General features: G+C 47.3%; 11 protein-coding genes. All 11 read left to right on the top strand.

Annotated features, from left to right (window positions below; translation table 11 throughout):
- Positions 1 to 44: 44 nt before the first annotated feature.
- The 11 genes from mutS (at position 45) to NFR99_RS00610 (ending at position 16,102) form a co-directional block, all read left to right on the top strand.
- Positions 45 to 2,684: a DNA mismatch repair protein MutS gene (gene mutS, locus NFR99_RS00560; protein WP_120481087.1), complete on the top strand. Its 2,640-nt coding sequence runs from the start codon at positions 45 to 47 to the stop codon at positions 2,682 to 2,684.
- A complete protein-coding gene (gene mutL, locus NFR99_RS00565) occupies positions 2,681 to 4,672 on the top strand; it encodes a DNA mismatch repair endonuclease MutL (RefSeq protein WP_251352186.1) in 1,992 nt (663 codons plus the stop codon). The genes mutS and mutL overlap by 4 nt, the downstream gene beginning before the upstream one ends.
- 1 nt (position 4,673) lies before the next feature.
- Entirely contained in the window at positions 4,674 to 5,648 is a 975-nt protein-coding gene (miaA, locus tag NFR99_RS00570) for a tRNA (adenosine(37)-N6)-dimethylallyltransferase MiaA (RefSeq protein ID WP_135974826.1), read from the top strand.
- Complete coding sequence (locus tag NFR99_RS00575) at positions 5,623 to 6,915, top strand: methionine gamma-lyase family protein (protein WP_330571528.1); 1,293 nt, start codon at positions 5,623 to 5,625, stop codon at positions 6,913 to 6,915. The genes miaA and NFR99_RS00575 overlap by 26 nt, the downstream gene beginning before the upstream one ends.
- Before the next feature lie 12 nt (positions 6,916 to 6,927).
- Positions 6,928 to 8,136: a BaiN/RdsA family NAD(P)/FAD-dependent oxidoreductase gene (locus tag NFR99_RS00580; RefSeq protein ID WP_251352188.1), complete on the top strand. Its 1,209-nt coding sequence runs from the start codon at positions 6,928 to 6,930 to the stop codon at positions 8,134 to 8,136.
- On the top strand, positions 8,133 to 9,728 hold the full coding sequence (locus tag NFR99_RS00585) for an NAD(P)/FAD-dependent oxidoreductase (RefSeq protein ID WP_120480977.1): 1,596 nt from the start codon (positions 8,133 to 8,135) through the stop codon (positions 9,726 to 9,728). Before NFR99_RS00580 ends, NFR99_RS00585 begins: the two co-directional genes overlap by 4 nt.
- A gap of 170 nt (positions 9,729 to 9,898) precedes the next feature.
- Complete coding sequence (radC, locus tag NFR99_RS00590) at positions 9,899 to 10,600, top strand: RadC family protein (RefSeq protein WP_135974822.1); 702 nt, start codon at positions 9,899 to 9,901, stop codon at positions 10,598 to 10,600.
- 14 nt (positions 10,601 to 10,614) lie between these two features.
- Positions 10,615 to 11,622: a rod shape-determining protein gene (locus tag NFR99_RS00595; protein ID WP_168354715.1), complete on the top strand. Its 1,008-nt coding sequence runs from the start codon at positions 10,615 to 10,617 to the stop codon at positions 11,620 to 11,622.
- Between the two features lie 42 nt (positions 11,623 to 11,664).
- A complete protein-coding gene (gene mreC / locus NFR99_RS00600; protein WP_120480974.1) occupies positions 11,665 to 12,621 on the top strand; it encodes a rod shape-determining protein MreC in 957 nt (318 codons plus the stop codon).
- 21 nt (positions 12,622 to 12,642) lie between these two features.
- Positions 12,643 to 13,164: a rod shape-determining protein MreD gene (mreD, locus tag NFR99_RS00605; RefSeq protein WP_120480973.1), complete on the top strand. Its 522-nt coding sequence runs from the start codon at positions 12,643 to 12,645 to the stop codon at positions 13,162 to 13,164.
- Positions 13,157 to 16,102, top strand: a complete 2,946-nt coding sequence (locus tag NFR99_RS00610; protein WP_251352190.1) for a penicillin-binding transpeptidase domain-containing protein — start codon at positions 13,157 to 13,159, stop codon at positions 16,100 to 16,102. Before mreD ends, NFR99_RS00610 begins: the two co-directional genes overlap by 8 nt.
- The last annotated feature ends 13 nt before the right edge of the window (positions 16,103 to 16,115 follow it).

The following is a 16,115-nucleotide window of genomic DNA, read 5'->3' on the forward strand; positions in this document are numbered from 1 at the left end:
AGAAAGGGGAAAAGATGAGAGTAGATGCGGCACGTTTGACGCCGATGATGCAGCAATACATGAGCACAAAGGAGCAGTATAAGGATTGCATTCTTTTCTATCGGCTGGGAGATTTTTATGAGATGTTTTTCGACGATGCAGTTACGGCGTCACGGGAGCTGGAAATTACCCTCACCGGGAAGGATTGCGGGCAGGCAGAACGGGCGCCCATGTGCGGGATACCCTATCATGCAGTGGAAGGATATCTGAATAAGCTGGTATCCAAAGGATATAAGGTGGCTATTTGTGAACAGGTGGAGGATCCAAAACAGGCGAAAGGGATTGTGAAGCGGGAAGTTATACGTATCGTTACGCCGGGTACAAACCTGAATACTCAGGCATTGGATGAGACGAAAAATAATTATATTATGTGTATTGTCTACATGGCAGACCGCTATGGAGTGTCAGTCTCAGATATTACCACAGGAGATTATTTTATGACGGAGCTTGACAGTTCCAGAAAGCTTATGGATGAGATTACGAAGTTTTCTCCCGCAGAGATTATCTGCAATGAGCCGTTTTATGTGAGCGGTATAGATGTGGAGGATATGAAGTCCCGGATGGGGATTACCGTGTATTCCCTGGAATCCTGGTATTTTGACGATGATTTGTGCAGGCGTGCCCTGATGGAGCATTTTGAGGTAAAGACTCTGGCGGGGCTGGGGCTTGGGGATTATAACTGCGGTGTGATTGCGGCGGGAGCCCTTTTGCAGTATCTTCTTGAAACTCAGAAAAGTTCTTTGTCAAACCTGACGCGGCTGACTCCCTATGTGACTGGAAAATACATGATTCTTGACAGCTCCACGAGAAGAAACCTGGAACTGTGCGAAACTCTGCGGGAAAAGCAGAAAAGAGGCTCTCTGATGTGGGTGCTGGATAAGACAAAGACCGCTATGGGTGCGAGAATGCTGCGCAGTTTTATTGAACAGCCTTTGATTGACAAAAAGGAAATTAACCGCAGGCTGGACGCCGTGGAGGAGTTAAATGGAAATGCCATCTGTCGGGAAGAAATCAGGGAATATTTGAACCCAGTGTATGATTTGGAGCGTTTAATCAGCAAAATCAGTTATAAATCGGCAAATCCCAGGGATTTGATTGCATTTAAAAGTTCCCTGGAAATGCTTCCGCATATTAAGTATATTTTGAAAGGGTTTCGATCAGAGCTTCTGCTGGAGATAGAGGAACAGCTGGATGCGCTGGAGGACATTTTTCACTTGATTGACGCATCGATTACGGAGGAGCCGCCGATTGCCATCAAAGAAGGCGGCATTATCAAAACCGGGTACAGCGAGGAGATTGACAAGCTGCGGAATTCCAAAACGGAAGGTAAAACCTGGCTGGCAGAGCTTGAGGCAAAGGAGAGGGATTCGACAGGAATCAAGAACCTGAAAATCAAATATAACAAAGTATTTGGATACTATCTTGAAGTGACAAATTCTTTTAAGGATTTGGTGCCGGAACGCTATACACGGAAGCAGACGCTGACGAATGCGGAACGTTATATTACGCCGGAGCTAAAAGAGCTGGAAGATATGATTCTGGGCGCGGAGGACAAGCTGTTTTCGATGGAGTATGATATGTTCTGTGAAATCCGCGATACGATTGCGAAAGAAGTGGTGCGGATTCAGCAGACGGCAAAGGCGATTGCGCAGACGGACGTATTTGCGTCCCTATCCCTGGTGGCGGAGCATAATCATTACGTGCGGCCTGATATGAATGAAAAGGGTATGATTGACATTAAAGGCGGCCGTCATCCGGTGGTAGAAAAAATGATAAACAATGATATGTTTATTTCCAACGACACTTATCTGGATAATGGAAGCAACCGGATATCTATTATCACAGGGCCGAATATGGCTGGAAAATCTACCTATATGCGCCAAACCGCGCTTATTGTGCTGATGGCGCAGCTTGGAAGCTTTATCCCGGCAGACAGCGGAAAGGTTGGAATTGTAGACAGGATTTTTACCCGTGTGGGCGCGTCGGATGATTTGGCTTCCGGCCAGAGTACTTTTATGGTGGAAATGACGGAAGTGGCGAATATCCTTCGGAACGCTACCCGGAACAGTCTGCTGATTTTGGATGAAATTGGAAGGGGAACCAGCACCTTTGACGGTTTGAGCATTGCCTGGGCAGTGGTAGAGCATATCAGCAATCCGAAGCTTCTGGGAGCAAAGACCCTGTTTGCGACCCATTACCACGAGCTGACTGAGCTGGAGGGAAAGATAGACGCTGTTCATAATTACTGCATTGCTGTGAAAGAAAAAGGTGATGACATTGTATTCCTGCGGAAAATCGTAAAGGGAGGCGCGGATAAGAGCTACGGTATCCAGGTAGCGAAGCTGGCGGGAGTCCCGGATACGGTGATTGAGCGTGCCAAGGAATTGGCTGAGGAGCTGAGCAATGCGGATATCACAGATAAAGTCAGCGAAATTAAAGCAGAGTACGGAGAAAAGAAGAAACCGAAGAAGCAGAAGAAATATGACCAGGTGGATGTGGCGCAGATGTCCTTGTTTGAGACTGTGCGCGAAGAGGACATTATGAAAGAATTAAGTGAAATTGATGTGGGAAATATGACGCCGCTTGACGCGTTAAATACAATTTACCGTTTACAGCAGAAACTGAAAAACAGGTGGGGAAGATGAAAAATATCGCAGTTTTAGACCAGAATACCATTGATAAAATTGCAGCGGGCGAGGTCATAGAACGCCCAGCTTCCATTGTGAAAGAGCTCGTGGAAAATGCGATTGACGCGGGGGCAAATGCCATTACGGTAGAAATCAAAGAAGGAGGCATTTCTTTCATCCGAATCACGGATAACGGGGAGGGAATCGAAACATCTCAGGTTCCGCTGGCTTTCCTGCGCCATGCTACCAGCAAAATTTCTAAGGTAGAGGACTTGCTAAATGTGGCCTCACTGGGCTTCCGGGGGGAAGCGCTCTCCAGTATTGCCGCTGTGTGTCAGGTAGAGCTGATTACGAAAACGGCAGGGAACCTGATGGGATGCAGGTACCTCATTGAGGGCGGTACGGAAAAAGGGATGGATGAGATTGGCGCGCCGGAGGGGACGACGTTTCTGGTACGGAATATTTTTTATAACACTCCGGCGAGAAAGAAATTTTTGAAGAGCCCTATGACCGAGGCGGGGTACATCAGCGATTTGATGGAGCGTATGGCGCTGTCCCATCCGGAGATTGCATTTAAATTTATAAATAGCAATCAGACGAAGCTGCATACGTCGGGGAATACGAACCTGAAGGACATTATCTATGGTATTTACGGAAGGGATATTGCGGCCAATCTGGTAGAAATCCATGTGGAGGATGAGGATGTTTCTATTGATGGATTTATCGGAAAACCTGTCATCTCCAGGGGAAACAGAAATTATGAGAATTATTTTATCAATGGGCGTTATATCAAAAGCAGTATTATCGCCAAGGCAATTGAGGACGGCTATAAGACATTTATGATGCAGCATAAATATCCGTTTACAGCGCTGCAGTTTACAGTTGATGGGAGAATCCTGGATATTAATGTCCATCCTACAAAGATGGAACTGCGTTTTGCCGACGGGCAGAAGATGTATCAGATGGTGTACCATGCGGTAAAACAAGGGCTTTCCCACCGGGAAATGATTCCGGAGGTATCTGTCAAAGATGAAAAGAGAAAAACAGATGTACCGCAGATGAAGAAGCCATCCGCTATTCCCGAGCCTTTTGAGAAAAACAGGCGGGAACAGATACGTGAAGAGCGTTCCCTTTATGATGGAGAAAAGAAGGGCGTGCTGCCGACGCCAAAGGAAATAGATGCGTTTATGAAATATGGTTCGGCCGGGCAGGGTACGTCTCCAGAGCAGATGATGAAGCCTTATCTTACGGAGAAAAAGCCCGGGACACTGGCAAGGGTTTCGGCGGAGATTCCGGGGACGGCGCAGGAGGGGAGAGCAGAAGCTGAGCCTGTGAAAGCGCCGGATACAGGAGAACGAAAAGAGGAAGCGGCACATGCACAGCCGGCGGGACGGCAGATGGAACTGAAATTTCTCTCACAGGAAAGCGCACGTGAGCACCGCTTGATTGGACAGGTATTCGGTACTTATTGGCTGGTAGAATTCAATGAAAAGCTTTATATCATTGATCAGCACGCCGCCCATGAAAAGGTGCTGTATGAGAGGACGATGAAAAATCTGGAGAATAAGGAGTTTACTTCCCAGCAGCTTTCCCCGCCTATGATTCTGACGTTGAGTATGCAGGAGGAAGAACTGCTGAAACGTTACATGGAGCATTTTACGCGGCTGGGATTTGAAATTTCGCCTTTTGGCGGGAGGGAATATGCTGTGAGTGCAGTTCCGGCGAATCTGTATGGAATCGCGCAGAGAGAGTTATTTTTGGAGATGCTGGACGGCATGGCGGAGCAGCCAGGGCGTGTGCAGGCGGAGATGATTAATGAAAAGATTGCGTCCATGTCCTGCAAGGCGGCGGTGAAGGGAAATCATCAGATGTCTGCGGCAGAGGCGGACGCCCTGATTGATGAGCTGCTGAGATTAGAGAATCCTTACAACTGCCCACACGGAAGGCCTACCATTATTTCTATGACAAAATATGAAATGGAGAAAAAGTTTAAGAGAATTGTGTGATATGAAAAAGCCATTAATTGTATTGACCGGGCCCACGGCGGTGGGAAAAACAGAACTATCGATACGGCTGGCGAAGCTGGTGGGTGGGGAAATCATTTCTGCGGATTCTATGCAGGTCTATAAGCATATGGATATCGGTTCGGCCAAGATTATGCCGGATGAGATGGGGGGAGTCCCTCACCATCTGGTGGATATATTGGAGCCGGATGAAGAGTTCCATGTCGTGAAGTTCAAAGCGTATGCAGACAGGTGCATCAAAGAAATTTATGGGAGAGGCAGGATTCCTATTCTGGTGGGAGGAACCGGATTCTATATCCAGGCTGTGCTCTATGATATTGATTTTACGGAAAACGGTGAGGACAATGGGTTTCGGAGAGAGCTGGAAGCGCTGGCAAAGGATAAGGGGAATGAATACCTGCACCGGATGCTGGCGGAAGTGGACGCCGCGTCTGCCCGGCAGATTCATGCGAATAATGTAAAACGGGTAATCCGCGCGCTGGAATATTTTCATGAGACCGGGGAACCGATTTCAGAGCATAATGCAAAGGAACGACAGAAGGAATCACCGTATCAGTTTGCGTACTTTGTGTTGGATGACAGGAGGGACAGGCTGTATCAGAAGATTGACGCGAGGGTAGACAGGATGCTTGCGGACGGATTGGTTGATGAAGTAAAGGCGTTAAAGGAAAAGGGGTATACAAGAGACATGGTTTCCATGCAGGGGCTGGGATATAAAGAAATCCTGAGTTATCTGGATGGGGAATGTACGCTTGAAGAGGCTGTGTATATTTTAAAAAGAGATACCCGCCACTTTGCCAAGCGGCAGCTTACCTGGTTCCGGAGGGAGCGGGACGTCTGCAGGATTGACAAAGAGGCGTTTGCATATGATGATAAAGAAATCTTAGAAAGGATGGTACAAGTCCTGAAAGAACGAGGGATTTTGGACAAAGATGGCAATGGATATATTGGAGAATAGCTACCGCAGGCTGGGAATCAGCGAAGCGGTATTGGATTTTGGGCAGAAAATAGAAGAAGAATTAAAAACACGGTTTTGGGAAATTGACGCTGTAGCGGAATACAACCAGCTAAAGGTCATTGGAGCTATGCAGGAGTGCAGGGTAGGGGCAGAGTGCTTTAACAGCAGCAGCGGATATGGTTATAATGATTTAGGACGTGACAAGCTGGAGGAAGTGTATGCAGCTGTGTTCCATACGGAGGCAGCGCTGGTGCGGCCGCAGATTACTTGCGGAACCCATGCGCTCGCTCTGGCGCTCATGTCAAATCTAAGACCAGGAGATGAACTTTTATCTATATCAGGAAAGCCTTATGATACATTAGAAGAAGTTATTGGTATCCGGCCGTCCAAAGGGTCGCTGGCAGAGTACGGCATTACGTACCGCCAGGTAGACTTGCGGGGGGACGGAAACTTTGATTTTGAGGAAATCCGCCGTGCAGTCACACCGAAAACGAAACTGGTAGCGATTCAACGCTCGAAGGGGTATCAGACGCGCCCGACACTTTCGGTGGAGAGAATCGGCAAAGCTGTTGCTTTTGTAAAGAGTATACGTAAGGATATCCTCTGTATGGTGGACAATTGTTATGGGGAGTTTGTGGAGATCAAGGAGCCCTCGGATATGGGGGCTGATATGGTAGTGGGTTCTTTAATTAAGAATCCGGGCGGCGGGCTGGCGCCCATTGGCGGATATATTGCAGGAACGGAAGAATGCATTGAAAATGCGGCGTATCGTTTGACATCTCCCGGACTGGGGCGTGAGGTGGGAGCATCCCTGGGGGTGATGCAGTCCTTTTACCAGGGGCTTTTCCTGGCTCCTACAGTGGTTGCAGGAGCATTAAAGGGCGCAGTATTTGCGGCGAATATCTATGAAAGGCTGGGATTTGAAGTGGTGCCGAATGGAAGCGAGAGCCGGCACGATATTATCCAGGCGGTAACATTTGGAAGTCCTGAGGGCGTAGTAGAATTTTGTAAAGGAATCCAGGCAGCGGCTCCGGTAGACAGTTATGTGACTCCCGAACCGTGGGCGATGCCGGGATATGATAGTGATGTTATTATGGCAGCGGGCGCGTTCGTGCAGGGTTCTTCGATTGAGCTTTCAGCCGACGGTCCGATAAAACCGCCTTATGCAGTGTATTTCCAGGGCGGTCTGACATGGTATCATGCGAAGCTGGGGATTCTGAAATCGCTGCAGAATCTGCTGGATGCAGGGGTAGTGAAAGAACTGTAAAAAGGAAAGAAAATGATTATGAAAAGAGTCATTATCGTAGGCGCAGGGGCTTCGGGACTGATGGCAGCCATTACTGCGGCACGGCAGGGCGCTGCTGTGACTGTACTGGAACAGATGGAAAAGCCGGGCAAAAAGTTACTGGTTACCGGAAACGGCAGGTGCAACCTTACGAATAGGAAAGCGCCGGAAAAGAACACATACCGGGGAGCAGAAGAAGATTTTGTGAGCCGGGTTCTGAGGAAGTTTCCGGCAGAAAAAACCCTGGAATTTTTTCATGGACTGGGGCTTTTGACGCGGGAACGGGATGGATATATTTATCCTTATACAGACCAGGCGGGAAGTGTGCTGGAGGTTCTGATGCAGGAAATCCGGCGTTTAAAGGTTAAAATGAAATATAAGGAGCGGGTGACGGAAATCCGTCAGACAGAGGAAGGCTTTGCTGTACACACGGCTGCGTGGAAATATGTATGTGATGATGTAATCCTGTGTGCCGGAGGAATGGCAGCGCCGCAGACTGGTTCTGACGGAAGCGGTTATGAGCTGGCCAGGAAATGCGGGCATAGCCTGCGCCCGGTTTATCCGGCGCTTGTTCCGCTGAAAGTCCGGGGAAGTATTCCGCGTATGCTTTCAGGAACCAGAAACTATGTGAAGCTTGCCTTGGAAATTGATGGAAAAACCGTGTATCAGGATTCCGGGGAGCTGCAGTGGACAGACTATGGAGTATCTGGAATTGTGGTATTCCAGCTTAGCCGGTTTGCAGCGGAAGCTTTAGGTGAACAGAAGAATGTGCGCTTGCATGTGGACATGATGCCAGAGTATAGCCGAACAGAGATTAAAGAGCTGATGGAACAAAAAAGTGCTTGTTTCCCGGAGAAATCGGCGGCAGAACTGCTGGCGGGGGTATGGAAGGAAAAGATTATCCGGGCATTTTTGAAATTGTATGGGAAAAACAGAGAGAATTTTTGCGAAAATGCAGTTTCGTTTATTAAAAACCTGACGCTGGAAGTGATGGGGACAAAGTCATTTGAGATGGCGCAAGTATGCGCAGGCGGCGTTCCGGCAGAGGAAATTTGTGCAGAAACATTAGAATCCAAAATATTTCCGGGGTTATATCTGGCGGGGGAGCTGCTGGATGTAGACGGGGCGTGCGGGGGATATAATCTACAGTGGGCATGGGCGAGCGGGCATATAGCAGGAAGCAGTGCAGGGAGGAAAGTATGATTCGAATCGGGCAGTTGAAGGTAAATGTTCCCCATACGCAGGGGGATTTGGAGCAGGAAATTTTAAAGGTATTAAAGATAAAACAGAGTGACCTTATTTCCTGGGAGCTTGTCAAGCAGTCTGTTGACGCCAGAAAAAAGCCTCAAATTAAATTTGTCTATACAGTAGACGTGAAAGTGAAAGGACAGGAAAGCGTGCTCAGGCGTGCGAAAGCTGCGAATATCCAGAAAGCAGAAAAGAAGGAATATCATTTTCCGAAGCAGGGAAGCTGCCGCCTTTCACGGCGCCCTGTTATCATTGGTACAGGCCCTGCGGGGCTTTTTTGCGGTCTGGCCCTGGCGAGGGCAGGATACTGCCCGGTGATTTTGGAACGGGGAGACTGTGTAGAGGAGAGGCAGAAAAAAGTGGAATTTTTCTGGAAGACAGGGATACTTGACGAAACATCGAATGTTCAGTTTGGGGAAGGAGGCGCAGGGACATTTTCAGACGGAAAGCTGAATACAGCAGTGAAAGATTCTACGGGCAGGAACCGCTATGTGCTGGAGAGTTTTGTGGGAGCCGGCGCCCCGGAAGAAATTTTGTGGCTGAATAAACCGCATATTGGTACGGATATCCTTCGGGATGTAGTGAAAAATATCAGGGAGGAGATTCTTGCATTGGGCGGGGATGTGCATTTCCGAAGCAGGATGACAGATATACAAATAGAAAAGGGCGGGGTTTCGGCAGTGGAAATTAATCATGGAATCTGGATTCCCTGTGACGTACTGGTGCTGGCGATTGGACACAGCGCCAGGGATACTTTTGAGATGTTGAACCGGAAAGCTGTGGCTATGGAAGCAAAATCCTTTGCAGTTGGCGTGCGTATTGAGCATCCGCAGAATATGATTGACTTTTCCCAGTATGGGAGGGAGCGGGGGAATGTACTTCCGGCAGCAGACTATAAACTTACCAGACGGCTGGAGAATGGCAGAGGGTGCTATTCTTTCTGTATGTGTCCGGGCGGATATGTAGTGAATGCATCCTCAGAGCAGGGAATGCTGGCAGTGAACGGCATGAGCTACCATGACCGCGGCGGCGCAAATGCGAACAGCGCTATGGTCGTAACGGTAAATCCTGCAGATTATGGAGGGAAGGATGTGCTGGCGGGAATGCATTTTCAGAGAAAGCTGGAAGAGGCCGCTTACCGGGCGGGGGACGGGAAGGTTCCCGTACAGCTTCTGGGTGATTTCTGCCAGGGTATTGCCAGCAGAGCGGCAGGAGAGGTGGAACCCGGTATTAAAGGGGAATTTGTATATGCGGATTTAAAGTCTTGTTTTCCGCAGGAACTATATGAATCCTTAAAAGAGGGAATCCTGGGATGCGGACAGATTATCCGCGGATTTGACAGGAAAGATGCTGTTCTCTCAGGGGTGGAGAGCCGGACTTCATCTCCTGTAAAGATACCGCGGAATGAAGAGCTGCAGGGCAGCGTTGCAGGAATTTATCCTTGCGGCGAGGGTGCCGGGTATGCCGGAGGGATTACTTCGGCTGCCATGGATGGCATAAAGGTAGCTGAGGCTGTGATGCGGAGATATGCGCCGTCTGTAGTTTAGAGCGTGTTTGAAAATTCACAGATATGCGGGGACGGCATTGATTATGAATCAGTACACAAAAATTTAAGATTAATCATGTATACATTAAGGGGATTTTGTGTTAGAATGTACCATGTTTATAGTGCGCAGTTGAGTTTTCAGACGGGAGAGGGTTTGAAAAAAGCACATTTATGAATAATAAGTATACGATGAAAGAGCTTCCGGTTATGGACAAGCCTTACGAAAAATGCATGGCTTATGGCGCAGAGATGCTTACAGACGCAGAACTTTTAAGCGTTATCCTGCGGACAGGGGCGCAAGGGCTTCCGGCTCTTGAACTTGCAAAGCGTCTCTTATCTTCTACTCCCGGAGAAGAAGGAATTTTAGGGCTTCACAGGCTGACCATTCCGGATTTAATGAAACACAGTGGGGTTGGGAAAGTGAAGGCAGTGCAGATTCAGTGTATGCTGGAGCTGTCCAGGAGGCTTGCCAAGCAGAAAGCGGAAAAGGCGCTGCATTTTAATGAACCGTCCACGATTGCCGCTTATTATATGGAAGATTTTCGGCACAGCGACCAGGAACAGGTGGCGCTTATGCTTTTGAATACGAAGAACCGTCTTCTGGGGGAACAGATTATTTCCAAAGGCACAGTCAATGCCTCTGCCGTTTCACCGCGAGAGATATTTATTCAAGCGCTGCATTACCATGCAGTTTCTATTGTGCTGGTACACAATCATCCAAGCGGCGATCCCACACCAAGCAGAGAAGATTTGGCGTTTACAGAAAGAGTAAGGGAAGCAGGGGCGTTTCTTGGAGTTGAATTGCTGGATCACGTGATTATCGGGGATAGAAAATACATGAGTTTCCGGGAGAGCAGTATCCTGGAAAGCTGAATAGAGGGATGTATATGCTGTTTCGGAAGATTTGCGGAGTTGATTTGGGGACAGATACCATCAAAATCTGCGATAAAAATGAAAAAAAATATGTACATGAAAAAAATATGATTGCGGTTCGGGACAAAGCACATGTAATTGCTATCGGTCTGAAAGCTTTTGAGATGTATGAGAAGGCTCCGGTGAGCGTGGAAGCAGGGAGCCCTATGAAGAATGGGGGCATTGCAGACGTCAGGAATATGGGGATTGTGCTGAACCGTTTGCTGAAACGTTACACAAATCCGGTGACAAAGTATCCGGATATCCTTATGACAGTTCCTGTTGGTATCAGTGAATTGGAAAGGATGGCATTTCAGCAGCTTTTGACCGGAGGTATCCGCTCAAAGCGCGTGGCGCTTATTGAGAATGGATTGGCAGATGCGGCGGGGATCGGGATGCCGGTGCTTCATCCTATGGGAAACGTAGTGGTAAATATCGGGGCGTCTGCCACAGATATCAGTGTTGTTTCTGAAGGAAAAGTTATTGTGGGGAAACGGCTTGGCATAGGCGGTTACCGGCTTGATGAAGATATACGGAATATTGTGCGCCGTCGGTGCGATTTGAGCATCGGGCGCAGAACCTCAGAAATCCTGAAGAATAATCTGGCGTATTTGCTTCATGGCGTGCCAAAGCAGATGAAAGTGTACGGTATTCATACCGTAACAGGGCTTCCGGTTCCGGTGCTTGTTACATCTGCGGATGTAAATGACGCAATTGCAGATTCTTTGAAAGAGATTGTTGATGCCGTAAAGATTACCCTGGAGCGCACCCCACCCCAGTTGGCAGCGGATATCCAGAGGAATGGGGTATATTTGACAGGAGGTGTGTCACAGATACCAAATTTTGCGGAATATGCAGGACGTTATTTGGAAATAGCGACTTATCAGGTGCCGCAGCCGACAGCTTCGACTGTCAGGGGGCTGGTTCGGATTATGAATGACCCGCAGCTCGGAAAGCTTGCCTTTCCGCTGAGGGAGCTGTAGCGGGACGAAAATACCAAATAGGGATGGCAAAGAGGGAATTTCATGAAAAAGTTCAATGATTCATTAAAAAGCAAATATATTCTGGCTGGGATTACAGCATTCTGCCTGGTTTTGATTGTCTTGAGTTTTGTGACGGACGCAGCGACAGGACCGCTGCGCTATATAGCCGGATATGTGATTACACCTGTGCAGAATGGGTTGAATGAAGTGGGAAACTGGATTACGGATAAAAGTGCATATTTTCAAAGTTCTACAGACCTGGTAGCTGAAAACAAAGAATTGCAGGAAAAAGTAGACGCACTGACTGCAGAGAACAGCCAGCTTTTACAGGATAAGGAAGAGCTGAGCCGCCTGCAGGCACTGTTTGAGCTGGATCAGCAGTATGATGATTATGAAAAAATAGGAGCCAGGATTATCGCAAAGGATACCGGGAACTGGTTCAATGTATTTACGATTGATAAAGGGTCTAAGGATGGGATTCTGGTAAACCAAAATGTTATCACAGAGGGAGGACTGGTGGGCATTATTACAGAGACGGGACCAAACTGGGCGACGGTGCGCTCTATTATTGATGATTACAGTAACGTTACCGGAACTGTAACCTCCACTTCTGATAACTGCATTATAGCTGGCGATTTGCGCCTGATAGATGAAGGAAAGATTAACTTGGTGAAGCTGACAGATGAGTCTGACAGGGTTAAAGTGGGGGATAAAGTCGTGACATCCGATGTGAGCGACAGATTCCTGCCGGGAATACTGATTGGTTATATCAGTGATGTGGGAATGGATTCTAATAATCTGACAAAGTCAGGAACGATAACGCCGATGGTAGATTTCAGGCATCTCCATGAGGTGCTTGTAATTAAGGAACTGAAAGAGATTGACGATGCAAAAGTGTCCCTGGATGCCCAGGCTGACACGGAAGGCGCGGCTACGCCGGATACTTCTCAGAGTGAAAGCGGAACAGGAACAGAAAGTGAATCTCAAAACGAAGAGTAAAAGAGGGGAGGCGGCAGCAAATTGAAGAGAAGAATCGTAATGTTCGTGTTGGTTTTGGCGGCATTTCTCTTGCAGTCAACGCTGCTCCAAACGATATCCCTCGCTTCCGTTACGCCGAACCTGATGCTGGTGTTCACAGTATCTTTTGCACTGATGAGGGGAAAAAGGGAAGGGATGTTCGTTGGTTTTTTGAGTGGAATTCTCACAGATGTGTTTTTTGGCGGGGGAATTCTTGGAGTGTATACCCTGCTTTATACGTATACAGGGTATATTAACGGATTTAGTTTCCGTATTTTTTATGATGATGATATCAAGATGCCCATTATCCTGGTCTGTGCCAGCGATTTGGCGTTTCATATACTGGAGTATGTATTCCGGTTCCTTTTGCGGGGACGGACAGATTTCTTTTTCTACCTGGGACGTGTTATTATTCCCGGCGTTATCTATACTGCAATATTGACGATGCTTTGCTATCGTCTGCTGCTGGCGTTGAACCGTAAACTGGAGAAAGCAGAACAAAGGAGTGTTGATAGTCTTGTTTAAATTTATGGGAAAAAAGCTTGCGAAGGTGGGAGAGTCGAGAGGAACCATTCTTGTTTTTGTATTCTGTCTCTTGGCATTTGCGCTGGTACAGAGGCTTTTTCATCTGCAGATTGTTAAAGGTGAAAGCTATTTGACCGACTTTACCATGAAGATTAAAAAGGAAAGAACGATAAAGAGTACACGTGGAGAAATATACGATAGAAACGGATATCCATTAGCATATAATAAGCTGGCGTACTCCGTGACTTTTGAAGATAATGGCAGCTATAGCAGACAACGTGACAAGAATCTAGCGCTGAACAGCAGCATGTATGGAATCCTGCGTGTAATAGAAGATAATGGAAACAGTATTCTGATGGATTTTGGTATTCGCCTGAACAAAAACGATGAATATGAATTTACGCGTGAAGGCGTAAATCTGCTGCGTTTCAAAGCTGACATCTATGGAGAGGCATATGTTGAGGATCTGGATGATGAGCAGAAGAATGCCACGCCCGATAAGATGATGGAAGATATGTGCGGCGAGAAGATGTACGGCATTCTGAATCCTGATTATACAGATGAGGAGCTTATAGAGGCAAAGCTTCCCCGGCAGTCAGAGATGAGTAAGGAAACCATTTTGAAACTGGCAATCATGCGGAGTAAAGTGGCGGCAAACAGCTATCAAAAATATATGTCCACTACCCTTGCAAAAGATATCAATGAGCGCACAATGTCCATTATTATGGAAAATAAAGATGTCTATGAAGGTGTGGATGTGGTGGAGGACTCCCTGCGCATTTACAATGACAGCCTGTATTTCGCTCCGCTGATAGGATATACGGGACAGATATCCCTGGAAGAGATGGAAGCGCTGAATAAAGACAATGAAATATATAAATATACGGACATAGTGGGGAAATCAGGACTGGAGAAGTCTTTTGAGTCCCAACTTCAAGGCATAGACGGATCGGAGACGATGTACGTGGACAATATGGGAAAGGTACTGATGAAGGATTCAAAAGTTGCTCCCCAGGCCGGAAATGATATTTATATTACAATTGACAGAGAGCTTCAGATTGCAGCTTATAAGATACTGGAACAGTACATTGCGGGTATTGTTTATGCGAATATGATTGATGAAAAGCAGTTCAATACCGAATGGACAAACTCCAGCGATGATATCCGTATTGCCGTTTATGACGCATATTATGCTCTGTTTGAGAATAATGTGCTGGATGCCAAGCATCTGGCGTCAGACGATGCTACGCAAAATGAGAAGAATGTATACCAGGCGTTTCTCTCAAAACAGAAGGCCGTGTTCCGGGAAATCAGAGAACAGCTTACCACAGCAAATCCCAGGCCGTATAAGGATTATGACGAAGTTATGGAGGACGAGCAGTGGCAGGCGTATATGTCCTATATTGTAAATGATTTTCTGACGCAAAGTACCGGAATTCTGGATGCGGATAAAATTGATAAAAATGATGAAACCTATAAAGCGTGGACGACAGATGAATCTATCAGTATGCAGGAATATCTAGACTATGCGATATCCGCAGGATGGCTGGATGTTTCAGGACTTGATGTGGACAGTGAATATATGGATATCACTGAAACCAACAATGCCCTGGCAGATTTTATTGAAGAACAGCTGTCTGAAGATGATACGTTCAGCCGAAAAATATATAAATACATGATTATGGAAGGAAGCTTAAGCGGCGCAGATGTGTGTCTTTTGCTTTATGACCAGGGAGTGCTGGAGCAGGATGATGAAAGTTACAATCAGCTGTCTTCCGGTGGTATAAGCGCCTATGATTTTATTCGTTCCAAAATACTGAATCTGGAAATTACGCCGGGACAGCTCGCACTGGAACCGTGTTCCGGTTCAGTGGTGATTACGGATCCTGATAATGGAGATGTTCTTGCGTGTGTGACGTATCCGGGGTATGATAATAACCGTCTGGCAAACGATATGGATTCAGATTACTATAACAAGCTGAACACAGATTTGTCCAGCCCGTTTTACAATAAGGCGACGCAGGAGCAAACGGCTCCCGGTTCCACGTTCAAGCTGGTATCGGCAACCGCCGGATACCAGGAGGGAGTAATCGGGCTATACGACTATGTGAACTGCGAGGGAAAGTTTGATTTGATTCCTGAAAATCCGCCGATCAACTGTTGGATTTATTCCCCGTCAGCGCCTAGTACCCACGGCCCACTGGCAATGTCAGACGCTATCAAGGAATCCTGTAACTACTATTTTAATACAGTTGGCTATCTGCTGGGTAAAACGGACAACGAAGAAGAGAAATACAGCGACGCCAAAGGTATGGAGAGGTTGTCTAAATATGCCGCTATGTACGGATTTGACGCAAAGTCAGGGATTGAAATTGACGAGATAGCGCCGCGTATGGCGACAGCAGATACCACCCGTTCGGCGATGGGGCAGTCGAACCAGGCGTATACAACATCCCAGATTGCGAGGTATGTGACGACTCTGGCGAACAGCGGAACCTGCTATGATTTGACACTGCTTCAAAAAGTAACAGATTCTTCTGGCAAGACGTTGGATGAGCCAGAGCCCGTGGTACACAACCGACTGGAGCTGCCCACAGAGCTGTGGGATACGATTCATCGAGGGATGCGGGATGTGGTTAATAACAGCTCTGCCATAAAGGAAATGAACAAGGAGTATGGCGATTTTGATATGGCGGGCAAGACGGGGACTGCGCAGCAGAGGGAGGATAAGGCAAACCATGCGCTGTTTATTTCCTATGCGCCGTGCAACAATCCGGAGATAGCGATGGCAATTCGTATTACGAACGGCTACACTTCGCGGAATGCCGCGTTGGTAGCAAAAGATATTATGAAATACCGCTTTAATCTTGAAGAGGAGAATGATATTATTACAGGAAGCGCTACAATAGTGGCAGAGGATAATACCGTGCAGGATTAATGAGTTTGGAGGC

Source organism: Hominisplanchenecus murintestinalis (assembly GCF_943193015.1).
In the GTDB taxonomy this organism is placed as follows: domain Bacteria; phylum Bacillota; class Clostridia; order Lachnospirales; family Lachnospiraceae; genus Hominisplanchenecus_A; species Hominisplanchenecus_A murintestinalis.